This window comes from Rathayibacter sp. Leaf296, assembly GCF_001423045.1.
GTDB classification, from domain to species: domain Bacteria; phylum Actinomycetota; class Actinomycetes; order Actinomycetales; family Microbacteriaceae; genus Rathayibacter; species Rathayibacter caricis.
In genome coordinates this window covers 992,359-1,015,989 of sequence record NZ_LMNR01000002.1, presented here as the reverse complement: position 1 = coordinate 1,015,989, position 23,631 = coordinate 992,359, and the positions used below count along the sequence as shown (strand labels likewise).

Sequence of the window (23,631 nt, the reverse complement as noted above, 5' to 3'; positions counted from 1 at the left end):
TGCAACCCCGAGGTCCCATGCTCTCTCTCCCGCGCCGCCGCAGCCCCGCACCGTCGTCGGCCGCGCCACGGCTCGGGCGACTGCGCACCACGGCCCTCGCCTCGGCGACGCTCGCTCTCGTCGCCGGGCTCCTGGTCGCCACTCCGGCTCAGGCCGTCGAGTACCCGACGTGGGCCGATGTGGAGGCCGCCAAGGGCGACACCGCGGCCGCGGCCGCCCAGGTCGACAGCATCACCTCGCTGATCGCCGACCTCCAGGACGAGGTCGCCGCCGCTCAGCAGCTCGCCGAGGAGCGCGGTGCCGAGTACTTCGCCGCGCAGGAGAAGTTCGACGAGGCCGCCGACAAGGCCGCCGGACTCGACGCCCGCGCGACCGAGAGCGCCGACGAGGCCGACGCCGCCTCGCAGCAGGCCGGCCTCCTCGCCGCGCAGCTCTACCGCACGACCGGCACGGATCTGTCGGTCAACATCTTCCTCAACGGCGAGAGCGGCGGGTCGGAAGACCTGCTCGGCCGCATCGGCAACATGACCAAGCTCGTCGAGCGCTCGAACGCGATCTACGAGCAGGCGAGCACGGCCCGCAACACGGCGTCCTCGCTGGCCGACCAGGCCGAGGTCGCCCGCACCGAGCGCGAGCGCCTCCGGCAGTCGGCCGAGGCCGCGCTGGCCGAGGCCACTGCGGCCCAGCAGGCGTCGGAGTCGGTCCTCGCCGAGCAGCAGCAGCAGGGCATCGTGCTCGAGCAGCAGCTCGCCGCCCTCCGCGACACCGAGTCGCGCACCGTCGCCGAGTACCAGGCCGGAGTCGCGGCGCGGGAGGCCGAGCGCCAGCGCAAGCTCGCCGAGGAGGCCGCCGCTCGTCAGGCCGCCGCCGAGGCCCAGCGGATCGCCGCCGCAGCGGCCCGCGCAGCAGCCGCAGCAGCACCGCGCCCGAGCACGGGCGGCTCGAACTACACCGCACCGGCGCCCTCCGCGGGCGGCGGATCGACCGCGGTCAGCGACTCCGGCTGGGTGGAGCCCGTCAACGGACGGATCACCGGCACCTTCGGCCCGCGCGGCACGATCTCGACGGGCGGCGGCTCGACCAGCTCGTCCCACCGCGGCACCGATCTCGCGGCCCCGTGCGGCACCCCGATCTTCGCCGCGCACAGCGGCACGGTCACCTACGCCGGCGTCTTCGGCACGTACGGCAACTGGATCGAGATCAACCACGGCGAGGGCATCAGCACCGGCTACGCCCACATCATCGCGGGCGGCATCTACGTGCGCGTCGGCGAGCGGGTCGAGGCGGGTCAGCAGATCGCGTCCGTCGGCTCCACCGGCGCGTCGACGGGCTGCCACCTGCACTACGAGACCCGCGTGAACGGCACCGCCGTCAACGCCCAGCCCTTCATGGCCGCACGAGGAGTGACCCTTGGTTGACCCCCGCACCACCGCTCGGAGCTTCACCCCGGCACCGCGAGAGCGGGCCTGGAAGGGACGCCTCCCCATCGCGGTGTCGGCCGCCTTCGCCGTGACCGCGATCACGGCGTCCTTCGGGCTCACGCCCGCGACCGCCGACGATCCGAAGTACCCCTCGTGGGACGACGTGCAGAACGCCAAGCTCGACGAGGCCGCGAAGCAGGCCGAGATCGACTCGATCACCGGGCTCGTCGCTGGGCTCCAGACCGCGGTCGACGAGGCCTCCGTCGAGGCGATGCGCAAGGCCGAGACCTGGCGCCAGGCGACGGATGCGCTGGCCGCCGCCGCGCAGACCGTCACCGATCTCGAGGACCGCGCCGTCGAGGCGTCCACGAAGGCGCAGACGTCGCGGATGCGCGCGGGCCTGCTCGCCGCTCACCTCTCCCGCGCCGCAGGCGGGGACCTCTCGATGAGCCTCGTCGCGCGCGGCGAGGACGCCGGGGATCTGCTCTACCAGCTCGGCGCCATGTCGCAGCTGTCGGAGCAGTCGCAGAAGGTCTACGCCGACGCGCTCGCCGACAAGCAGCTCGCCGAGTCGCTCGCCGAGCAGGCCGACGTGGCGGTCGACGAGCACCGGAAGCTCTCGGACGAGGCGGACCGCGCCCGCGCGACGGCAGACTCCGCCGCCGAGTCCGCCCGGTCGGCGCTGGCCGTGCAGGAGGCGAAGTCCTCCGAGCTCATCGCGCAGCTCGCCCTGCTCAAGGACTCCACCGTCGAGGTCGAGACCGCGTTCCTCGCGGGCGAGCAGCAGAAGCGCGCCGAGGCCGCCGCAGCCGCCGCCGCGGCGCGCGCGCAGGCCGATGCCGAGGCCGCGGCGACGGAGGAGGACTCGCGTCCCGCTCCCCTCGTGACCGCTCCGGCGGGCACCACGCCGTCCCGTCCGGCGGCACCCCCGCAGCAGCCTCCGGTGCAGCAGCCCGTCCAGCCGGCGCCGCCCGTGCAGCCGGCGCCGCCCGTCCAGCCTCCGACGCCCGTGCAGCCGCCTGCGCCTTCTCAGCCCGCGCCGCCTCCGGTCGAGGCTCCCGCGCCGCCGCCCGTCCAGGCCCCGGCTCCCGTCCAGCCCGCTCCGGCGCCCGCACCCGCTCCGGCTCCCGCCCCCGTCGGGCCGCCGCAGACGAACGCCGTCGAGACCGCCATCTCGTACGCGTCCGCGCAGCTCGGCGAGCGCTACGTGCTCGGCGGCATGGGCCCCGACGTCTGGGACTGCTCGGGCCTGACCAAGCAGTCGTACGCCACCGCCGGCCAGTACATCGGCACGCACTCCGCGACCAACCAGTACAACACCATGGCCGGCGACGGGAAGCTGGTGCCCTACGGCGACCGTCAGCGCGGCGACCTGATCTTCTGGGGCTCGGCGGGCGACTACTACCACGTCGCCATCTACCTCGGGAACGGCCAGATCATCGAGGCGCCGAACCCGAACGCACCGGTGCGCATCCACTCCATCTGGGGAGTGCCGACCGGCATGGTAGGCCGCCCGACCGCCTAGCGCTCCCCGCGAACGACGGAACCCGCCCCCACCGGCGATCCAGCAGCGCTGGACTCGTGTGGGAGCGGGTTCTCGTCGTTCGAGAGGCGGCCCGAGGGGTCAGTGACCCTCTTCGGCCAGCTTCTTGATGCCGTCCTGGACGATCTGCTCGGCCTCGGCCGCGTCGCCCCACGCCTCGACCTTGACCCACTTGCCGGGCTCGAGGTCCTTGTAGCGCTCGAAGAAGTGCTTGATCTCGTTCTTGGTCTGCTCCGGCACGTCGCCGATGTCCTGGATGTGCTGCCAGCGCGGGTCCTTCGCGGGGACCACGACCACCTTGGCGTCGGAGCCGGCCTCGTCGCTCATGTTGAGCACGCCCACGGGGCGCACCGAGACGCCCACGCCCGGGAAGACCGGGTACTCGAGCAGCACGAGCGCGTCGACGGGGTCGCCGTCCAGGCCCAGCGTGTTCTCGAAGTAGCCGTAGTCCGTCGGGTAGACGAAGGAGGTGAAGAGCACCCGGTCGAGGTACACGCGACCGGTCTCGTGGTCGACCTCGTACTTGTTGCGGCTGCCCTTGGGGATCTCTACGACGACGTCGTATGCGGCCATGTTCGCTCCTTGAGTCGGTGGCGCCGCGGGCGGCGCATCGGCGGATCGGATCCGCCTCCCGAGCGCGTGCACACGGCAGCGCTCGCAGGCCGGATCGCTGGCCTAACGTTACTTGATGTGCCCGATCGCCCCCGTCTGACTCCCGCCGTCGCCGACCTGCGCCGAGCCGTCCGCGCAGGCCTCGACGGCCTCGAGCGCGGCTCCCTCGTCCTCGTCGCGCTCAGCGGAGGAGCCGACTCCCTCGCCCTCGCCGCAGCCGTCGCCTTCGAGGCGCCGCGTGCCGAGCTGCGCGCGGGCGTCGTGATCGTCGACCACGGCCTGCAGGAGGGGTCGGACGGAGTCGCCCGTCGCGCCGCCGAGCAGGCGCACGGACTCGGTCTCGCGCCCGTCCTCGTCGAGGTCGTCACGGTGCAGGAGGGGGAGGACGGCCCGGAGGCGGCGGCCCGCACCGCGCGGTACCGCGCCCTCGCCGATGCGCTCGAGGCGACCGGGGCGGCCGCGGTCCTCCTCGGGCACACGCTTGACGATCAGGCCGAGACGGTCCTCCTGGGTCTCGCCCGCGGAGCCGGCGCCGCGAGCCTGCACGGCATGGCGCCGGTGAGCGGACCGCTGCGGCGGCCGCTGCTCGGTCTCCGCCGAGCGACGACGCGGGCCGCGTGCGCCGACGCCGGCCTCGAACCGTGGGACGACCCGCACAACGTCGACGTCCGCTACTCCCGGGTGCGCGTGCGCCGTTCGGTGCTGCCCGTTCTCGAGGACGAGCTCGGACCCGGCGTGGCCGAGGCGCTGGCCCGCACGGCCGAGCAGCTGCGCGAGGACGGCGACGCGCTCGACGCGATGGCGCTCGACTGGGCGCTCGAGCTCGTCGGCCAGAACGACGACGGCCACGTGACGGTCGACGCCCGCGGTCTCGCGGCGGATCCGCCCGCGCTGCGGCAGCGCATCATCCGCCTCGTCGTGTCGAACGAGTTCGGAGTCTCGCTCTCGCGCGCGCAGACGCTCGCCGTCGCCGCGCTCGTCACCGACTGGCACGGCCAGAAGGGCGTCGACCTCCCCGGCGTCCTCGCGACCCGCTCCGGCCCCGACCTCGTCTTCGCCCCGGCCCGCCCGCGCTGACCGATCGCGGACCGGCCGTAGAGTGATCGGGTGGAAGCAGCCGACATCGCCGACGACATCACCGAGGTCCTCTACACCGAGGCCGAGATCCACGCGCGGATCCGCGACCTGGCCCGCGCGATCGAGCGCGACTACGCCGGGGAGAACCTGCTCATCGTGGGCGTCCTGCGCGGCGCCGTGATGGTCATGGCCGACCTCGCCCGCGAGCTCAAGATCGACATCGTCATGGACTGGATGGCCGTCTCCTCCTACGGCAGCAGCACCAAGTCCTCGGGCGTCGTGCGGATCCTGAAGGACCTCGACACCGACATCACCGACCGCAAAGTGCTGATCGTCGAGGACATCATCGACTCCGGTCTCACCCTCTCGTGGCTGCAGGGCAACCTGCGGAGCCGGGGCGCGGAGTCGGTCGAGATCTGCGCGCTGTTCCGCAAGCCCCGCGCCGCGAAGGTCGAGGTCGACGTCGCGTACGTCGGGTTCGACATCCCCAACGACTTCGTCATCGGCTACGGCCTCGACTACGCCGAGCGCTACCGCAACCTCCGCGATGTCGCGATCCTCGCACCTCACGTCTACGCCTGATCCGACTCCGCCCGCCGAGCGGGCCGACGTCGCGCAGCGCAGCCTCGACCGGCTGTTCCGGGCGCCCCTGATCGGGTACCACGCGAGCTATCCGACCTCGGTCGCCGCCGACGCGCCGTTCCACTACTGGTGGCTCGCGCACGCGATCGACGCCGCGGTCGACGCGTTCGAGCGCACCGGAGACGCGGCGCACCTCGACCGGGCGCGACGCGTGCACCGGGCGATCCGGCTCCGCAACGGCGGGCGCCTGGTCAACGGCTACTTCGACGACATGATGTGGCTCGGAGGCGCGCTCGCGCGTCTCGGAGCGGCGTCGGGCGAGCCGCGCTGGCTGGACCGCGCGGACCGGCTCTGGCGCTTCTCCGCCCGGACGGGCTGGAACCTCCGCCACGGAGCGAGCCTCGCCTGGCGCCGGAGTCAGCTCGACTACAAGAACGCCCCGGCGAACGGGCCGTTCGCGATCCTCGGCGCGCGGCTCGAGCTGCTGCGTCCCGACGGGCGCGAGGTGCTCGCCCGCGCGGCGTTCGACTGGATGCACGTGCGGCTGCGCGACGACGAGTCGGGCTTCGTCGCCGACGGCATCGGCCGCGAGGGCGGCTCGGTGCGCGACGACTGGGCCTTCAGCTACAACCACGGCGTCTACATCGGCTCGGCGCTCGCCCTGCACCGACTGCAGCCGGATGCGCGCCTCGTCGCCCACGCGTCCCGCACGGCCGAGGACCTGATCGACCGCCTCGCTCCCGACGGCGTCCTCGTGGACCAGGGCGCGGGCGACGGCGCCCTCTTCGGCGGCATCGCTTACCGCCACCTCGTCGATCTCGCGCTGACGGAGGGGGTCGCCCCCGCGACCGCCGAGCGCCTCCGCTCCTTCGTCCTCGGCAGCGTCGACGCGCTCTGGCGGTCCGGGGAGAGGAACGGCGTCCTGCTCGCCGGACCGCGCTGGGACGCCCCGCCGACCCTGCCCGCCACCCTCTCGGCCCAGCTCGGAGCGGTCCTCGCCACCGAGGCCGCCGCGCGCCTCCTCCCAACCCGCTGACGAGTCGGACCGCGCGACGCACGCCCACGGCGAACGCGCGGGGCGCGTTCAGAGTGCGGGAGGTAGCCTGACACTCACATTTCTCCGTCAGAAAGGTGCCGGGTCTCCACCCGCAACATTCATGAACGTCAAGCGCATCTTCCGGGGTCCCATTCTCTACGTCGTCCTCGCGATCGTCGCGGTGTGGATCGGGTCCTCTCTGATCACGATGTCCGGGTTCCGGCAGATCAGCACGCAGGAGGGCCTCCAGCTGCTGCAGGACGGCCGGGTCGAGTCGGCGAAGATCGTCGACGGGGAGCAGCGGGTCGACCTGACGCTCTCGCAGGCCGACGGCGACAACGGCACGCAGGTGCAGTTCTACTACGTGGCTCCGCGCGGCACCGAGGTCATCGACGCCGTGACCGCGGCCGACCCGTCGGACGGCTACGACGACGAGGTCCCGCAGACCAACTGGTTCCTGTCCGCGCTCGGCTTCCTGCTCCCGATCCTCCTGATCGGCGCGTTCTTCTGGCTGATGCTCTCGGGCATGCAGGGCGGCGGCAACCGCGTCATGCAGTTCGGCAAGTCGAAGGCGAAGCTGGTCTCGAAGGAGTCGCCGAAGGTCACGTTCCAGGACGTCGCCGGTGCCGACGAGGCCATCGAGGAGCTGCACGAGATCAAGGAGTTCCTGAAGGAGCCCGCGAAGTTCCAGGCGGTCGGTGCGCGGATCCCGAAGGGCGTGCTGCTGTACGGCCCTCCCGGAACCGGGAAGACCCTGCTCGCCCGCGCCGTCGCGGGAGAGGCGGGCGTGCCGTTCTACTCCATCTCGGGCTCCGACTTCGTCGAGATGTTCGTCGGAGTCGGCGCGAGCCGCGTGCGCGACCTGTTCCAGCAGGCGAAGGAGAACTCGCCGGCCATCATCTTCGTCGACGAGATCGACGCCGTCGGCCGTCACCGCGGTGCCGGCATGGGCGGTGGCCACGACGAGCGCGAGCAGACCCTGAACCAGCTCCTCGTCGAGATGGACGGCTTCGACGTCAAGACGAACGTCATCCTGATCGCGGCGACCAACCGCCCCGACATCCTCGACCCGGCGCTCCTGCGCCCCGGCCGCTTCGACCGCCAGATCGGCGTCGACGCTCCGGACCTGCTCGGCCGCAAGCGCATCCTCGAGGTGCACGGCCGCGGCAAGCCGCTCGCGGAGGGAGTCGACCTCGAGGTCGTCGCCCGCAAGACCCCCGGATTCACCGGTGCCGACCTCGCGAACGTCCTCAACGAGGCCGCGCTGCTCACCGCCCGCTCCAACGCTCAGCTGATCGACAACCGTGCGCTCGACGAGGCGATCGACCGCGTCATCGCCGGTCCGCAGCGCCGCACGCGCGTGATGCGCGACAAGGAGAAGCTGATCACGGCGTACCACGAGGGCGGGCACGCTCTCGCCGCCGCCGCGATGCGCCACACCGATCCCGTCACCAAGGTGACGATCCTGCCGCGCGGCCGCGCCCTCGGCTACACGATGGTGCTGCCGCTCGAGGACAAGTACTCGACCACCCGCAACGAGCTCCTCGACCAGCTGACCTACGCCATGGGCGGCCGCGTCGCCGAGGAGATCGTCTTCCACGACCCCACCACGGGAGCGTCGAACGACATCGAGAAGGCGACCGCGATCGCCCGCAAGATGGTCACCGAGTACGGCATGTCCTCGAACGTCGGAGCCGTCAAGCTGGGCCAGTCCTCGGGCGAGATGTTCCTCGGCCGCGACATGGGCCACCAGCGCGACTACTCCGAGCAGATCGCCGAGCGGGTCGACGCCGAGACCCGGCAGCTCATCGAGCAGGCGCACGACGAGGCGTGGCAGGTCATCAACGCCAACCGCGACATCCTCGACCGGCTCGCCGCCGACCTCCTCGAGAAGGAGACGCTCGACCACGACCAGCTGGCCGACATCTTCAAGGACGTCCGCCGCATCGACGAGCGCCCGCAGTGGCTCTCGAGCGACAAGCGCCCGCTGTCCGACCTCCCGCCCATCGCGATCCCGGCCGCCAAGGCCCCGATCGACGCGGGCGCGACCGACGGAGGAGTCGTCTCCGAGAGCACGGAGCAGACCGCGCCGCAGCGTCCGCCGCTGATCAACCCGCGTCCCGCGACGGCCTAGGCTCCCGTGGCCGTCGACAGGGCGCGCATCGAGGCCGCCGTCGTCGAGCTCCTCGCGGCCATCGGGGACGACCCCGGCCGTGAGGGGCTCGCCTCCACGCCGCGGCGCTTCGCCGAGGCGTACGAGGAGTTCTTCGGCGAGAGCGACGTCGATCCCGCCTCCCACCTCGACGAGACCTTCGCGGTCGTCGAGGGCGAGGCGACCGCGCACCCCGACGGGCAGACCGTGATCGTCCGCGATCTCGCGTTCCGCTCCGTCTGCGAGCACCACCTCCTGCCGTTCGTCGGCGTCGCGCACATCGCCTACCGCGCGGGGGAGCGGGTCGTCGGCCTCGGCCGCCTGCCGCGCGTCGTCGAGACCGTCGCCTCGCGCCTCCAGCTCCAGGAGCGGCTGACGGAGCAGATCGCGGACGTGATCCAGACGGGCCTCGCGCCCGAGGGCGTCGTGGTCGTGGTCGACGCCGAGCACGGCTGCGTCCGGATGCGCGGGCCGCGCCAGACCCGCAGCTCGACCGTCACGGTCGCCGCCCGCGGCACCCTCGCCGAGCCCGCCGCCCGCGCCGAGATCATCGCGCTGATCGGCGCCGCCCGGGGGGAGTGACGTGCCCCCCTCCGCCGCCGACCTCGCGCCGACCGGGCGCGCCGCCCTGCTCGGGATCCTCAACGTCACCCCCGACTCCTTCAGCGACGGCGGTCGCTGGTTCTCCGTCGACGACGCCGTGCGGCACGGCATCGGCATGACGCGCTCGAGCGGCGACGGGCCAGCGGCGTTCGGCGCCGACCTGATCGACGTCGGCGGCGAGTCCACCCGTCCCGGCGCCGCACGCGTCGACGCCGACGCGGAGCAGGCGCGCGTGCTCCCCGTGGTCCGCGCGCTCGCGACGGAGGGCGTGCAGGTCAGCATCGACACCATGAGCGCGGCGACGGCGGAGGCCGCCCTGGACGCGGGAGCGCTGGTCGTCAACGACGTCTCGGGCGGTCTCGCCGACCCCGCGATGCTGCCGCTCGTCGCCGAGCGCGGCGCCGTCTACATCGCCATGCACTGGCGCGGCCACAGCGCCGACATGAACGCGCTCGCCTCCTACGCCGACGTCGTGGGCGAGGTGCGGGGCGAGCTGGAGCGCCGGATCGACGCGGCGCGCGAGGCGGGCATCCGCGACGACCGCCTGATCCTGGACCCGGGACTCGGCTTCGCGAAGAACGGCGGCCACGACTGGGCCCTCCTCGCGCACCTCGACTCGATCGTGTCGCTCGGCTTCCCGGTGCTCGTCGGGCACTCGCGCAAGCGCTTCCTCGCTCCGTTCGCCGCCGAGGCCGCCGCTTCCGAGCGCGACGACGTGACCGCCATGCTCAGCCTCCTCGCCGCCGACCGTGGCGCCTGGGGGGTCCGGGTGCATGACGTCCGCTCGAGCGCGCGCGCCCTGGCGCTCTCCGCCCGCCTGCACGAGGAGCTCCCGTGACCGAGTCCGTCCCGTCCGCCGTCGACCCCGCCGCCCTCGCCCTGCGCGACTCGATCACCCTCACGGGGCTGCGCGTGCGGGCGCACCACGGCGTCTTCGACTTCGAGCGCGAGAACGGTCAGGACTTCGTGATCGACGCGACCGTCTGGCTCGACGTCGCGCCGGCCGCCGGCGCCGACGCCCTCGCCGAGACGGTCCACTACGGCGAGCTCGCCCTCGCGCTGGCGGACGCGGTGACCCGCGACCCGGTCGACCTCATCGAGACGGTCGCCGAGCGCCTCGCCGCCGTCGCGCTCGGCTTCGCGGCGGCCGACGTGGTGCGCATCACCGTCCACAAGCCCGACGCGCCCATCCCGCTGCCGTTCGACGACGTCGCCGTGCAGATCACCCGGATCCGCTCGTGAGGCCCCGGCAGGAGCGGATCCTCCCGGAGCGCCGGGTCGTCCTCGCGCTCGGCAGCAATCTCGGCGACCGCCTCGCGCACCTGGAGGAGGCGGTCCGCGCGCTCGCCACCACTCCGGGTCTGCGCGTGCACGCCGTCTCGAAGGTCGTCGAGACCCCCGCGTGGAAGCTCGACGGGGTCGACCACGACGCACCCGGCTACCTCAACGCGGTGGTCATCGGATCCACGACGCTGGATCCCGAGGACCTCCTCGCGGCGACCTCCGCGATCGAGCGCGCCGGTGGGCGACTCCGGGGCGAGGGCGAGGAGCGCTGGGGCGACCGCACGCTCGACATCGACCTGATCACGGTCGGAGCCGTCGTCCGCGACGACCCGCACCTCACCCTCCCGCACCCCCGCGCCGCCGAGCGCGCCTTCGTCCTCGAGCCGTGGCTCGACGTCGAGCCCGACGCGGTGCTGCCGGGGCACGGCTCCGTCGCGCGGCTGCGGGCCCTGGCGAGCGACCCGGTGCATCCGTGGCCCGGAGCGATAGCGTGGAGGGGCGCCCGCGCCGCGAGCGCACCGACGAGCACCGCCCCCGGAACACCCGACCCCGAGAGCAGCACTCCGTGACGCGCACCCGCCTCAGCACTCTGCTCGGCCTCGCCCTCGCGGGCGCCGTGGCGGGGTTCCTCCTCGACCTGGCGATCGCCTCCTCCGGTCGCCCCGTGCTGCTGCCGCCGTTGACGGTGCCGCTCACCCTGGTCGTGGTCGCGGTCGTGGTCCTCGCCTTCGCGATCCCGATCCACCGGGCCACCACGGGAACGCTGCGCCGACGGATCGATCCGTTCCGCGCGATGCGCGTCGTGGTGCTCGCGAAGGCCTCGAGCCTGGTCGGAGCGCTGCTGCTGGGAGCCTCGGGCGGGATCCTGGTCTACCTGCTGAGCCGCGCGGTGCCTTCGCTAGGCTCCGTGTGGCAGGACGTCGCCACGATCGCGGGATCGATCGTCCTGCTGGTGGCCGGACTGGTCGCCGAGCACCTCTGCACCATCCCGCCGAGCGATGACGACGACGACGCCGTGGTCGGCGAGGCGAACCGCGCCTGACGCCGGCCGCTGGAGGGTCGCCGACAGGAGTACGTGATCATGACGGACGAGCCGCAGCAGCCGCAGTCCCGCCGCGAGGCGCGGCTCGAGGAGGAGGCGCGCCGGGAGCGCGCGGAGCCGCAGCCGCTCCCGCAGGACGAGCCGCTCGCGACGCGGGCCGAGCCGCCGGCGGCGCAGGCCGCGCCGAGCGCCCTCGGGACCCGCCTCGAGCTCACCGGTGACTGGCGCCGCGTCTCGCCCCGCTACATCGCGGTCGAGATCGTGTCGGCCGTCGTCTCGAGTGTGGTGCTGCTCGCCGTGCCCGTCGTGCTGTGGCTCGTCGGAGTGGGCTGGGCGTGGATCGCCCTCCTCGCCGCCGCCGCGCTCGCGCTGACCCTCCTCATCGTGGCGCCGCGTCGCGCCCGGGCGTACGGCTACCTCCTCCGCGAGGACGACCTGCTCTTCCGCCGCGGCATCATGTTCCAGCGCTTCGTGTCCGTGCCCTACGGCAGGATGCAGCTCATCGACGTCAACCGCGGACCGCTCGCCCGGGCACTCGGCCTCGCCGACCTGCGCTTCGTGACCGCGGCCGCGGCGACCGGAGTGAGCATCCCCGGCCTGGCCGAGGCCGACGCGGAGCAGCTGCGCGACAGCCTCGTCGCGCTCGCCGAGTCGCGCCGGGCCGGGCTGTGAGCGACGCTCCCGAGCGAGCGGTCCGCGGCATCGAGACCGACCTCGCCGACGGGGAGTGGCACCGCCTCCACCCGGCGACGCCCGTCCTCAAGGGCGGCATCGGCCTGATCGTCGTGCTGGGCATCCTGATCACGAACCTGCGCGAGCGCCTCGTCGAGCTGTTCCTGCCCGGTGCCGGCGAGTACGAGAGCGGCGACCCCGTCGACCAGCTCGTGAACCGGGGACTGATCGGCTGGGCGCTCCTCGCGGTGGCGGTCGGACTCGGCGTCGCGGTCTTCGCCTTCTGGCTGTCGTGGCGGATGCACACCTTCCGCATCACCGAGGAGGTCGTGGAGGTGCGCTCGGGCGTGCTGTTCCGCACGAACCGCCGCGCGCGCCTGGACCGCATCCAGGGGATCGCCGTGCAGCGCCCGCTCGTCGCCCGGATCCTGGGCGCCGCGAAGCTCGAGGTCGGCGTCGCGGGTCAGGACGCCAACGTGCAGCTCTCGTACCTCGGCTCGCGCCTGGTGGATGCGCTCCGCCGCGACATCCTGCGGCTCGCCTCCGGTGTCCGCGAACGCGAGGCGGGCGCCCCGGGGGAGGCGCCGGCCGGCGGGTTCCTCGCGCGCCGTCTGGAGGAGTTCGGCGGGACGGACGACGACGGCACGCCCCCGGAGTCGATCGTGTCGATCCCGCCCGGCCGACTGCTGGGATCGCTCGTCTTCAGCGGGTTCACCCTGTTCCTGGCGGCGTCGATCGTGGCGGTGGTGCTCGTCGCGGTCTACGGCTCGCCCTACGTGCTGATCGCGATCCTGCCGGGCCTGCTCGGCTCCGGCAGCTACTACGTGCGCCAGTTCGTGCGCTCGCTGCGCTACTCGATCGCTGCCACCCCCGACGGCGTGCGCGTCGGCTACGGAGTCTTCTCGACCAGCAGTGACACCCTGCCGCCCGGCCGCGTCCACGCGGTCGAGATCACCCAGCCGCTGCTCTGGCGGCCCTTCGGCTGGTGGCAGGTGAAGATCGACCGCGCCGGCCACGCCGCGTCCCAGGGGGCGAACGGACAGCCGAACACGACGATCCTCCCGGTCGGTGCGCTGAGCGACGTCGAGAAGGTGCTCGGCCTGCTGCTGCCGGGCGCCGCGGAGGGCGCCGAGGCCACTCCCGTCGGCGACGCCCTGAGGCACCGCGACGCCGCCGGGTTCACCCGGGCGCCCCGCGCCGCGGCGTGGCTCCGCCCGTTCTCGTGGCGCCGCACCGGCTACCGGCTGACCGACGACGTGGTGATCCTGCGCAGCGGAGCCGTCTGGCGGCGCGTCGCCGTCGTGCCGCTCGCGCGCATGCAGAGCATCGGCGTCCAGCAGGGACCGGTCCAGCGCCTGCTGGGGCTCGCCTCGGCCCGCGTGCACACGGTCACCGGCCCCGTCACTCCGATGGTGCCCGTGATGGGAGCGGCCGACGGGCTCGCGTTCTTCGACGCTCTGGCTCACGCGGGAGTGCGCGCGGCCGACCGCGACGCCAGCCACCTGTGGGGGAGGCGCGCGGCCGCCGCGCCCGCCCCGTCGTGGCCCGCCCCCGAAGGAGACCCGTATGCCTGAGCCCCGCCGCGACGGACGCCTCGGCGTCGGGATCATCGGAGCCGGCCGCGTCGGCCCCGTGCTGGGCGCCGCCCTCGCCGGAGCCGGCCACGCGATCGTCGGAGTCGCGACCACGAGCGAGGCCGGCCGCGAGCGCGCCGACGCTCTGCTGCCCGGGGCGCCGATCCTCGCGATCCCCGAGCTCGTCGAGCGCAGCGAGCTCGTCGTGCTGGCGGTTCCGGGCGCCGAGCTCGGGCCGCTGGTCGCCGGGCTCGCCGCGGCGGGGGTCTGGCAGCCGGGCCAGCTCGTGCTGCACACGGCCCCCGAGCACGGGTTCGGGATCCTCGCCCCCGCTCTCGCGGCCGGAGTGATCCCGCTCGCCGTGCATCCCGCGATGGCCTTCAGCGGCACGAGCCTCGACCTCGCGCGACTCGTCGAGACCTACTTCGCGGTCACCGCACCGGGTCCCGTCCTCCCGATCGCGCAGGCCCTCGTCGTCGAGATGGGCGGCGAGCCGGTGACCGTGGCGGAGGCGGACCGCGCCGCCTACGCCGAGGCCGTCTCGACCGCCACCACGTTCTCGAGCGCCATCGTCGACCAGGCCGCCGGCCTGCTGGCGGGCATCGGCGTCGAGAAGCCGGGCTTCTTCCTCTCGAGCCTCGTCCGCTCCTCCGTCGACGACGCCCTCCGCCGCGCGGCCGGCTGACCGCCCCCCACCTCAGCGATGGTGGATCTCGATACGCCCGCTGCGCGGGCCACTCGATCAGCAGGAGGAGGCGGGGTGCCGAGAGCTTGCTGGTCGAGTAGCCCCGCAGGGGCGTATCGAGACCCACGTCCTCCGATGGTGATGTCCGGCTGTGGTGGATCTCGATACGCCCGCTGCGCGGGCTACTCGATCAGCAGGAGGAGGCGGGGTGCCGAGAGCTTGCTGGTCGAGTAGCCCCGTAGGGGCGTATCGAGACCCCCGTCCTCCGAGCGTGATGTCCGGGCGCGGGTGGATCTCGATACGCCCGCTGCGCGGGCTGCTCGATCAGCAAGCGGTCGCGGGCACCGCCGGTAGCATCGTCGGGTGATCAGCACCATCGAACGCATCGACGCGCTCCGGGAGCGGGTGGCGGAGGCGCGTCGCGCCGGATCCCGCGTCGCCCTCGTCCCCACGATGGGCGCCCTGCACGACGGCCATCTCGCGCTCGTCGACGCGGCGCGCGCGAGCGCCGACCTCGTCATCGTGTCCGTGTTCGTGAATCCGCTGCAGTTCGGCCCCACGGAGGACCTCGACCGCTACCCGCGCGACCTCGCCGCCGACACCGCGCTGCTCGAGGCCGAGGGCGTCGACGTCGTCTTCGCCCCGTCGGTCGCGGAGATGTACCCGGACGGACCCACGTCGACCCGCGTCGTCGCCGGGCACGTCGGCACCCTCTACGAGGGGCGCTCCCGCCCGGGCCACTTCGACGGCATGCTCACCGTGGTCGCGAAGCTGCTGCACATCGTGCAGCCCGACGTCGCGTTCTTCGGTCAGAAGGACGCGCAGCAGCTGTTCCTCGTGCGGCGCATGGTGCGCGACCTCGACGTGCCCGTCGCGATCGAGGCCGTCGAGACGGTCCGCGAGGACGACGGCCTCGCCCTCTCGAGCCGCAACCGCTACCTCGACGCCCGCGAGCGCCGCGCCGCGCGCACCGTCCCGCACGTGCTCGAGGCCGCCGCCTCCGCGGCCGACGGCGGGATCGACGCCGTGATCGCGGCCGCCCAGTCGGCGGCGATGGGCGAGGCGCTGGTTAAACTGGACTACCTCGTCGTCGTGAACCCGGCGACGCTCCTCCCGGTCGACGACGACCATCGCGGCCCGGCCCTCGTGCTCGTCGCCGCGATCGTCGGATCCACCCGGCTCCTCGACAACGGCCCGATCCTGCTCGCCTGATCGCGCCCCTCCGCCCCCGACCGAAAGCACCTGCGCCCCGACATGGCCGACACCCTCGTGAACCCCGATGAGCTCTCCCCCGAGGAGGCGTCCGAGCAGAAGGCCGTGCGCCTCGCCAAGCGCGAGCGACTGATCGAGCGCGCGGGCGACGACCTCGGCGGCGGCGCCTACCCGGTCGCGGTCGGAGTGACCGACACCATCGCCGCGGTCCGCGCGCGGCACGAGGGCATCGAGCCCGACGTCCGCACGGGCGAGCGGGTCGGCCTCGCCGGCCGCGTGGTCTTCCAGCGCAACACGGGCAAGCTCTGCTTCGCGACGCTGCAGTCCGGCGACGGTGCGCGCATCCAGGCCATGGTCTCGCTCGGCGACGTGGGCGAGGAGTCGCTGGCCGCGTGGAAGGAGCTCGTCGACCTGGGCGACCACCTGTTCGTCGAGGGCGAGGTGCTCTCGAGCAAGCGCGGCGAGCTGAGCGTCTGGGTGTCGAGCTGGACCATCGCCGCGAAGGCGATCCTCCCGCTGCCGAACCTGCACAACGAGCTCGGCGACGAGACCCGGATGCGCCAGCGCTACCTCGACCTGATCGTGCGTCCGCAGGCCCGCGAGACAGTCGTCACCCGCGCGGCGGTCAACGCCTCCCTCCGCAGCACCTTCTCGTCGCACGGCTTCCTCGAGGTCGAGACGCCGATGCTGCAGGTCATGCACGGCGGAGCGTCGGCCCGCCCGTTCGCGACGCACTCGAACGCGTTCGACACCGAGCTCTACCTGCGCATCGCCCCGGAGCTGTACCTCAAGCGGGCCGTCGTCGGAGGCATCGACCGCGTCTACGAGATCAACCGCAACTTCCGCAACGAGGGCGCCGACTCCACGCATTCGCCCGAGTTCGCGATGCTCGAGGCCTACCAGGCCTACGGCGACTACACCTCGATCGCCGATCTCACGCAGGAGCTGATCCAGAACGCGGCGCTCGCCGTGGCGGGATCGCACGTGGTCACCTGGGCCGACGGCACCGAGTTCGACCTCGGCGGCGAGTGGGACCGCATCTCGATGTACGAGAGCCTCTCGCAGGCCGCCGGCATCGCGATCACCCCCGAGACCCCGCTCGTCGAGCTCGAGACCCTCGCCGAGCGCGAGGGCGTCGAGGTGCACGTGCCCACGCACGGCAAGTACGTCGAGGAGCTGTGGGAGCACTTCGTGAAGGGCGGGCTGACCCGTCCCACCTTCGTGCTCGACTTCCCCGTCGACACCTCGCCGCTCGTGCGCGCGCACCGCACCGTCCCGGGCGTCGTCGAGAAGTGGGACCTCTACGTCCGCGGCTTCGAGCTCGCCACCGGCTACTCCGAGCTCGTCGACCCGGTCGTGCAGCGCGAGCGCTTCGTCGAGCAGGCGCGCCAGGCGGCCGCGGGCGACGACGAGGCGATGCGCCTGGACGAGGACTTCCTGCGCGCCCTCGAGCACGGCATGCCGCCGACGGGCGGCATGGGCATGGGCATCGACCGGCTCCTGATGGCGATCACCGGCCTCGGGATCCGCGAGACGATCCTGTTCCCGCTCGTCAAGTAGCCTGGACGAACGGCGGGTCCGCCCCCGCCGAGCACGACGGCGGCCCTCGCGGCCGGACGGGGGAGACGTGGTCCGGGCATCCAGCATCGTCGCGATCGCGGTCGCGAGCGTGCTCACCGTCGCGCAGTTCGGGGTGGGCACGGTGGTCGCCGCGTCCGTCCTCGCCGACTCCCGCGACCTCGGAGCGGCCGTCGCCGATCGCCAGGCGGCCGAGGCGTTCGAGCCCGACGCCGTGATCGCCGGATTCGCGGAGCGGACCGCCATGTCCACGCGCGGCCGAGCCCTCTACTACGCCTCGCACCCCTCGGTCGAGCCGACCACCGGCTTCAACGAGCTGTGCGGCTACGGCGCCTCGGACGAGATCGTGCTCGGCTGCTACACCGGCAGCGACATCTACATCTCGGACGTCGACAACCCCGATCTCGACGGCGTCCGCGACGTCACCGCGGCCCACGAGATGCTGCACGCGGCGTGGGACCGTCTGGACGACGACGAGAGGAGCGAGCTGGGCGCTCAGCTCGAGGCCGCCTACGAGACCCTGCCCGAGGGCGGCACCGTCGCCGAGCGGCTCGAGCTGTACCGCACCGGCGGGCTGGGCGAGCGCGTCAACGAGCTGCACTCCATCCTGGGCACCGAGGCGGCCGACCTGCCGCCGACGCTCGAGGCGCACTACGCCCAGTACTTCACGGACCGCTCGGTGGTCGTCGGGCTGAACGCGCGCTACGAGGCCGTCTTCACCGATCTCGAGAACCGCATCACCGACCTGGTCGCCCGGATCGAGGCGTCCTACGTCGACCTGACGGCGCGGGTCGAGGCGAACAACGCCGAGTACGACGCCCTGAACGCCGAGATCGACTCCTTCAACTCCCGCGCCGACAGCGGCGACTTCGCCTCGCAGTCCGCGTTCGACGCCGTCCGGGCCGATCTGCTGGCCCGCGGAGAGGCCATCGACGCCCGGCGCGACGCGATCGACGCGGACATCGCGGCGTACGACGCGCTCCGCACCGAGCTCGAGGGCCTGAACGCCGACGCGGCCGCCCTCAACAAGTCCGTCGAGAGCGGCTGACACTCGCGTCACGGCCATCCCCAGGCCCGCTCCGGTGCGCCCGGGTAGGATCGCCGCATGGACTGGGAGATCTGGAATCAGGGGCTGTGGGCTCTTCTGCCGACCGTCAGCATCGGTCTCCTCTTCTGGTTCATCATGCGCGCGCTCATCCGCTCCGACCGCAACGAGCGCCGGGCCTACGACCGCATCGAGGCGAAGGAGCGCGCCCGCCGCGGCCTGCCTCCGCGCGACGCCTCCTGACCGACCCGTCCTGACCGACCCCGGATCGGGGAGCGGCGCTCAGCCCGCGCCGTCGCCGACCCCCTGCACGCGAACGGCGAGGAGACGCGGTGCCGCAACCGGACTGGTCGCTCGTCCTCGCGATCGGCGCGATCGTCGTGGAGCTCGTGGTGCGCGTCGTCGCCGTCATCGTCGTGCCGCGCAACCGCCGCCCGACCACCGGCCTCGCCTGGCTGATGGCGATCTTCCTGATCCCCTACGTCGGCATCCTGCTCTTCCTCTTCATCGGGAGCTACCGTCTGCCGCGCAAGCGCCGGCGAAAGCAGGAGGAGATCAACCGGTTCATCCTCGAGTCGACGGAGGGAATCGACCGGGTCGCCCGCAACCACCCGTGGCCGCAGTGGCTCGAGTCGGTCGTGACCCTCAACCGCAACCTCGGCGCCATGCCGCTGGTCGGCGGCAACGACGCTCGGCTGCAAGGCGACTACGAGCAGACGATCCGGGCGATGGCCGCCGAGATCGACCGGGCGCGCCGCTACGTGCACTGCGAGTTCTACATCCTCGCCGCCGACGCGACCACCGAGCCCTTCTTCGACGCGCTCGACCGGGCCGTCGCCCGCGGCGTGCGGGTGCGGATCCTGCTCGACCACATCGCGTCGATCCGGGTGCCCGGCTACGCGGGGGGCACCTACCGCCGCCTGCGCCGCCTGCGCGACGCCGGCGCGCACTGGTCCTACATGCTCCCCGTGCGCCCGTGGCGCGGGCAGTACCAGCGCCCCGACCTCCGCAACCACCGCAAGCTCCTGATCGTCGACGGCAACGCGGCCTTCATGGGCTCGCAGAACGTCGTCGACTCCAGCTACAACAAGCGCGGCAACATCCGCCGCGGCCTGCACTGGCACGATCTGATGGTGCGGCTCGAGGGTCCGGTGGTGCAGGGCCTCAACGCCATCTTCATCACCGACTGGTACAGCGAGACCGACGAGCTGCTGCTGCGCGAGTCCGAGCCGATGGAGGCGCTCCAGCAGCGCGACACCATCGACTGCCAGGTCGTGCCGAGCGGGCCGGGGTTCGACGGAGAGAACAACCTGCGGCTGTTCCTCACCCTGCTCTACTCGGCGCAGAAGTCGATCATCATCACGAGCCCGTACTTCGTGCCGGACGAGGCCATGCTCTACGCCATCACGACGGCCACGCGCCGGGGGATCCACGTCGAGCTGTTCGTGTCCGAGATCGGGGACCAGGCGGTCGTCTACCACGCGCAGCGCTCGTACTACGAGACGCTGCTGACCGCCGGCGTGCGGATCTGGATGTACCGCGCTCCGACCATCCTGCACGCGAAGCACTTCACCATCGACGACGACGTCGCCGTGATCGGCTCGAGCAACATGGACATGCGCTCGTTCACGCTGAACCTCGAGGTGTCGCTGATGGTGCGCGGAGCCGAGTTCGTCGAGGACCTGCGCCAGGTCCAGCAGGACTACCGCGAGCACTCGCGCGAGCTGACCCTCCGCGAGTGGCGCCGGCAGCCGCTGCGCTCGACGATCCTCGACAACCTCGCGAGGCTGACCTCCGCGCTGCAGTGACACCCAGTGCCCCTTTCTGGGCGGAGACGAGCAAGTCTCACCTCTTCTAAGCTCCGAGAGACGGCGCCTCCGCGGCGGCCGTGCTCACGATCGGAGTCGCCACCGTGGTCCCACGCCCCGTCCTGCAGAATCCCGCCAGCATCCCGATCGGCGCCGGCGCCCGCACCGTCCGGCTGCGCGGCACCGACGGCGTCGCGGCGCTGCGCCGGGCGGCCGACATCGACGTCGACCTGCCCCTGGCCTTCCGGATGGATCTCGCCCTCGCCGGCGTCGACGGCGTGCGGGCGCTGCACATCGTCACCGGCCCGCTCGTGGTCCGCTGGCCGAGCGACCGCATCGTCGAGCCGTCGACCGTCCTGCTCCTGCCGATGGAGGGGGAGCTCGTCGTCGAGTCGTCAGCAGGCACGATCACGGTGTCGGAGGGGGTCCTCGCGCTGTCGTCGGACGTGCCGGTCGTCGTGTCCGCGCGCCGGCCCGTCCGGCTGCTCCTCCTGCGTCTCGCCGTGCCGACCGCCGAGCGCTCCCGGAGGCCGGAGCCGCCGCGGTACGTCCCGGCGTCGCCGCTCACCGACACGGCGCGCTCGCTGCTGCGCGTGTTCCTCGCCGACCTCGACATCGGCCACGGGGTGCAGGCCGAGTTCCTGAAGGACGCCGTGCAGCGCCTCGGCCGGGTCCTCGACTCCGAGCGGTCCGACCCGTCGCTCGAGCGGATGGGGATCCACGACATGGTCGAGGCGGCCGAGCGGGTCGTGCAGGCCGACCACACCGATCCGGGCCTCGATCCCGGCACCGTCGCCCGCCGCTGCCGGGTGAGCCTGCGCACGCTGCAGCGGGCGATCGCCGACGAGCGCGGCACGACGCTCCGGGAGCTCATCTCGACGGTGCGCACCGAGAGCGCGCTCCGCATCGTCGGCGGCCCCGAGGGGGAGGACCTGCCGCTCAGCGACATCGCCCGACGGGCGGGGTTCTCCTCGCCCGAGCGGCTGCGCCGGGCGATCGCCACGCAGACGGGGCTCTCGCCCAGCGAGTACCGCCGGCGCCTGCGCGACGAGGAGCGCGCGGTCGGCTGACCGGCGGCACTCTTGCCGCTCAGCCGCGCGGGCGCAAGGCCCTGTCCGCCGGAAGACCCTCGGCGTAGCGTCGGACACTCCTCCGCACCGCTGCACCCGGCCGCTCGTCGCGCCGGGTCCGAGAAGGGACCGACATGACGGCATCCGGAACCACGCGCATCCTCATCCTCGGCGGCGGCTACGTCGGCCTCTACACGGCGTGGGGGCTCGAGAAGCGCCGGGGTCTCGCTCCGATCGACGTCACGGTCGTCGAGCCCAACCCCTACATGACCTACCAGCCGCTGCTGCCCGAGGTGGCCGGCGGGCACGTGCAGCCGCGGCACGTGACCGTCCCGCTGATCTCCGCCCTCAAGCGCACCCGCGTGATCCGCGGATCGATCACCGGAGTGAGCCTCGAGGAGCGCAGCGCCGAGGTCGCCGCTCTCGACGGCTCGACGCGCACGATCGCCTTCGACCAGGTGGTGTTCGCCCTGGGCGCCGTCACGCGCACCTTCCCGACGCCCGGGCTCGCCGAGCACGGCATCGGCTTCAAGACCCTCGAGGAGGCCGCCCACCTGCGCGACCGCGTCATCGAGAACATCGCGCGGGCGGCGCTCACGACCGATGCGGCGGAGCGCCGGCGGCTGCTCACCTTCGTCTTCGTCGGCGGCGGCTACACGGGCGTCGAGGCGCTGAGCGAGCTGCTGGACCTCAGCCGCCGCACGCTCGCCGCGCAGCCCTCGCTCTCGATGGGCGACGTGACCTGGCACCTCGTCGAGGCGCTCGACCGGGTCGCCCCCGAGGTCGGCCCCGAGCTCTCGAAGTGGACGCTCGAGCACCTGCGCGCCCGCGGCGTGCACGTGCACCTGAAGACCACGATGCCCTCCTGCGAGGACGGCGTCGTCGAGCTCTCGAGCGGCGAGCGGATCCCGTCGGCGACCATCGTCTGGACCGCCGGGGTGAAGCCGAACCCGGTCCTCGACGCCACCGACGCGCCCCGGGGCCCCCGCGGCCACGTGATGGCGGATGCGCGGCTGCGCGTGATCCGCGAGGACGGCACTCCGGTGCCCGGCGCGTGGGCGGCCGGAGACGGAGCGCAGATCCCGGATCTCACCTCCGAGAAGCAGCCGGCGTACTACCCGCCGAACGCGCAGAACGCGGTCCGCCAGGCCAAGCTGCTCGCGGCGAACATCGTCGCCGACCTCACCGGCGGCACCGTCGAGGAGTACCGGCACGCGTCCGTCGGCACCGTCGCCGAGTACGGCATCGGCAAGGGCGCGGGAGTGATCAAGGGCGTCAAGCTGCGGGGTCCGCTCGCCTGGCTCGCCCACCGGGCGTACCACGGAGCGGCGATGCCGACCCTCGACCGCAAGTGGCGCGTCATCTCGGGCTGGGTGGTCGACGCGATCGGCTCGCGCGACCTCTCGCCGATGAGCGCGACGCAGGATCCGCGCCGTGCCTTCCGCGAGTCGGCGGAGGCGACCGACCGGGCGGCGGCCGAGAAGGCGGCGCAGAAGGAAGCGGAGAGCGCCGGCCGGGAGAGCGGCGAGCAGCGGAGCGGTGCCGACAAGGCGAGCGCTGCGACGGAGTCCTGAGCGTCCGGATCCTGAGCGTCCGGGTCCTGAGCGTCCGGCCCGGCGAGATCAGACCCGGCGGCGCGGCTTGAGCCGCACCGTCGGGAGGGTCGGCGCCGGGAGGGCGCGGCCGTCGTAGCCGGTGACGGTGCCGAACGGACCCGCGGGGTCTCCTCCGTCGATCACGTCGGCCTGCCAGCGCTCGCGCGCCGTCGCGATGTCGTCGTGACGGCGGCCGACGAAGTTCCACCACATCACGAGGTCCTCCTCGAAGGGCTCGCCGCCGATCAGGACCACTCGGCCGCCTGCGTCGCCCACTGACAGGCGCAGGGTCGCGGGTCCCGGCGCGACGTAGGCCAGATCCGCGCGAGCGACCTCGACCCTCTCGACGACGACCGGGCCGGAGTCGACCAGCACGCCGTGCTCCCAGCCGGAGTCGACGGGCAGGTCGACCGACGCCCCCGGCTCCAGGTCGATCTGCGCGGCGACGAGCGGAGTGAAGGTGCTCGCGGGCACGGACGCGCCCAGCATCCCTCCGACGAACACGCGGACCACCGCGCCCGGCAGGTCGACGCGGACACCGCGGTGGTGCTCGAAGAACGGATCGACGGCCCGGGCGCTCTCGGGGAGGGCGACCCACAGCTGCACGCCGTGCAGCACGGGAGCGCCTCCGGTCGAGACCTCGGAGTGCGAGATGCCGCTGCCGGCGGTCATCAGGTTGAGCTCGCCCGGCCGCACGAGCTGGTGGCTCCCGACGCTGTCGCGGTGGTCGATCTCGCCCTCGAACAGCCAGCTGACCGTCTGGAGTCCCGTGTGCGGGTGCGGGGGCACGTCCATCCCGGCCTCCTCGCCCAGCATCACCGGTCCGTAGTGGTCGGCGAAGCACCAGGCGCCGATGGTCGACCGCGAGCGCTGGGGGAGGGTGCGGCGCACCTCGATGGCGCGGGGGCCGCCGAGGGGCACGAGCCGCGCCTCCAGGACCTCGATGCCGGGGGAGCCGACCGCCGCGCCGCGGGCGGAGGACACCGGGTGCTCGTCCGGGTGCTTCTCCAGGTTGCTCATGCGGGAAGTGTATGCCTGCG

General features: G+C 73.0%; 23 protein-coding genes. 21 read left to right on the top strand and 2 right to left on the bottom strand.

Annotated elements, in window-relative coordinates; translation table 11 throughout:
• Positions 1-17: 17 nt before the first annotated feature.
• Both ASF46_RS14955 and ASF46_RS14950 read left to right on the top strand, forming a co-directional pair.
• On the top strand, positions 18-1,418 hold the full coding sequence (locus tag ASF46_RS14955) for a M23 family metallopeptidase (protein WP_056868280.1): 1,401 nt from the start codon (positions 18-20) through the stop codon (positions 1,416-1,418).
• Positions 1,411-2,946, top strand: coding sequence for an NlpC/P60 family protein (locus ASF46_RS14950; RefSeq protein ID WP_157602570.1), 1,536 nt, complete (start codon positions 1,411-1,413; stop codon positions 2,944-2,946). Before ASF46_RS14955 ends, ASF46_RS14950 begins: the two co-directional genes overlap by 8 nt.
• A 99-nt stretch (positions 2,947-3,045) precedes the next feature.
• On the opposite strand, the gene ppa is transcribed toward ASF46_RS14950, so the two are convergent.
• Entirely contained in the window at positions 3,046-3,537 is a 492-nt protein-coding gene (gene ppa / locus ASF46_RS14945) for an inorganic diphosphatase (protein WP_056868278.1), read from the bottom strand.
• A 117-nt stretch (positions 3,538-3,654) separates the two neighbouring features.
• Between ppa and tilS the strand changes: the two genes are divergently transcribed.
• The 19 genes from tilS to ASF46_RS14850 all read left to right on the top strand — a co-directional run bounded on the left by tilS (position 3,655) and on the right by ASF46_RS14850 (position 22,570).
• Positions 3,655-4,653, top strand: coding sequence for a tRNA lysidine(34) synthetase TilS (tilS, locus tag ASF46_RS14940; protein ID WP_056868277.1), 999 nt, complete (start codon positions 3,655-3,657; stop codon positions 4,651-4,653).
• A 30-nt stretch (positions 4,654-4,683) separates the two neighbouring features.
• A complete protein-coding gene (hpt, locus tag ASF46_RS14935; RefSeq protein WP_056868276.1) occupies positions 4,684-5,235 on the top strand; it encodes a hypoxanthine phosphoribosyltransferase in 552 nt (183 codons plus the stop codon).
• Complete coding sequence (locus ASF46_RS14930; protein ID WP_056868275.1) at positions 5,201-6,271, top strand: glycoside hydrolase family 76 protein; 1,071 nt, start codon at positions 5,201-5,203, stop codon at positions 6,269-6,271. Before hpt ends, ASF46_RS14930 begins: the two co-directional genes overlap by 35 nt.
• Before the next feature lie 121 nt (positions 6,272-6,392).
• Positions 6,393-8,405 (top strand): ATP-dependent zinc metalloprotease FtsH, encoded by a 2,013-nt coding sequence (gene ftsH, locus ASF46_RS14925; protein WP_056868274.1) that lies wholly within the window; start codon positions 6,393-6,395, stop codon positions 8,403-8,405.
• 6 nt (positions 8,406-8,411) lie between these two features.
• A complete protein-coding gene (gene folE, locus ASF46_RS14920) occupies positions 8,412-9,005 on the top strand; it encodes a GTP cyclohydrolase I (RefSeq protein ID WP_055789828.1) in 594 nt (197 codons plus the stop codon).
• A gap of 1 nt (position 9,006) precedes the next feature.
• Entirely contained in the window at positions 9,007-9,864 is an 858-nt protein-coding gene (gene folP / locus ASF46_RS14915; protein WP_056868273.1) for a dihydropteroate synthase, read from the top strand.
• Positions 9,861-10,268 carry a dihydroneopterin aldolase gene (gene folB / locus ASF46_RS14910; RefSeq protein ID WP_235576959.1) on the top strand — a complete coding sequence of 136 codons (408 nt, stop codon included), beginning with the start codon at positions 9,861-9,863 and terminating at the stop codon, positions 10,266-10,268. Before folP ends, folB begins: the two co-directional genes overlap by 4 nt.
• A complete protein-coding gene (folK, locus tag ASF46_RS14905; RefSeq protein ID WP_082485534.1) occupies positions 10,265-10,879 on the top strand; it encodes a 2-amino-4-hydroxy-6-hydroxymethyldihydropteridine diphosphokinase in 615 nt (204 codons plus the stop codon). Before folB ends, folK begins: the two co-directional genes overlap by 4 nt.
• Positions 10,876-11,352 carry a DUF3180 domain-containing protein gene (locus tag ASF46_RS14900; protein ID WP_056868623.1) on the top strand — a complete coding sequence of 159 codons (477 nt, stop codon included), beginning with the start codon at positions 10,876-10,878 and terminating at the stop codon, positions 11,350-11,352. Before folK ends, ASF46_RS14900 begins: the two co-directional genes overlap by 4 nt.
• A gap of 39 nt (positions 11,353-11,391) precedes the next feature.
• The gene (locus ASF46_RS14895; protein WP_082485613.1) at positions 11,392-12,024 is read left to right on the top strand and encodes a PH domain-containing protein; all 633 of its coding nucleotides are present in this window, start codon (positions 11,392-11,394) and stop codon (positions 12,022-12,024) included.
• Positions 12,021-13,598, top strand: a complete 1,578-nt coding sequence (locus tag ASF46_RS14890) for a PH domain-containing protein (protein ID WP_056868272.1) — start codon at positions 12,021-12,023, stop codon at positions 13,596-13,598. Before ASF46_RS14895 ends, ASF46_RS14890 begins: the two co-directional genes overlap by 4 nt.
• Positions 13,591-14,283, top strand: coding sequence for a Rossmann-like and DUF2520 domain-containing protein (locus ASF46_RS14885; protein ID WP_056868271.1), 693 nt, complete (start codon positions 13,591-13,593; stop codon positions 14,281-14,283). Before ASF46_RS14890 ends, ASF46_RS14885 begins: the two co-directional genes overlap by 8 nt.
• A 363-nt stretch (positions 14,284-14,646) precedes the next feature.
• On the top strand, positions 14,647-15,495 hold the full coding sequence (gene panC / locus ASF46_RS14880) for a pantoate--beta-alanine ligase (protein ID WP_056868270.1): 849 nt from the start codon (positions 14,647-14,649) through the stop codon (positions 15,493-15,495).
• 42 nt (positions 15,496-15,537) lie between these two features.
• Positions 15,538-17,055, top strand: coding sequence for a lysine--tRNA ligase (lysS, locus tag ASF46_RS14875; RefSeq protein WP_056868269.1), 1,518 nt, complete (start codon positions 15,538-15,540; stop codon positions 17,053-17,055).
• A 67-nt stretch (positions 17,056-17,122) separates the two neighbouring features.
• Entirely contained in the window at positions 17,123-18,121 is a 999-nt protein-coding gene (locus ASF46_RS14870) for a hypothetical protein (protein ID WP_056868268.1), read from the top strand.
• Positions 18,122-18,178: 57 nt separating this feature from the next.
• Positions 18,179-18,361: a hypothetical protein gene (locus ASF46_RS14865; RefSeq protein ID WP_055789846.1), complete on the top strand. Its 183-nt coding sequence runs from the start codon at positions 18,179-18,181 to the stop codon at positions 18,359-18,361.
• Between the two features lie 89 nt (positions 18,362-18,450).
• Positions 18,451-19,926, top strand: a complete 1,476-nt coding sequence (gene cls / locus ASF46_RS14860) for a cardiolipin synthase (RefSeq protein ID WP_056868267.1) — start codon at positions 18,451-18,453, stop codon at positions 19,924-19,926.
• Between the two features lie 104 nt (positions 19,927-20,030).
• A complete protein-coding gene (locus tag ASF46_RS14855; protein ID WP_157602567.1) occupies positions 20,031-20,996 on the top strand; it encodes an AraC family transcriptional regulator in 966 nt (321 codons plus the stop codon).
• Between the two features lie 134 nt (positions 20,997-21,130).
• A complete protein-coding gene (locus tag ASF46_RS14850) occupies positions 21,131-22,570 on the top strand; it encodes an NAD(P)/FAD-dependent oxidoreductase (RefSeq protein ID WP_082485533.1) in 1,440 nt (479 codons plus the stop codon).
• A 48-nt stretch (positions 22,571-22,618) separates the two neighbouring features.
• Here ASF46_RS14850 and ASF46_RS14845 read toward each other — a convergent pair whose 3' ends face one another.
• Positions 22,619-23,611 carry a pirin family protein gene (locus ASF46_RS14845; RefSeq protein WP_056868265.1) on the bottom strand — a complete coding sequence of 331 codons (993 nt, stop codon included), beginning with the start codon at positions 23,609-23,611 and terminating at the stop codon, positions 22,619-22,621.
• Positions 23,612-23,631: the final 20 nt, after the last annotated feature.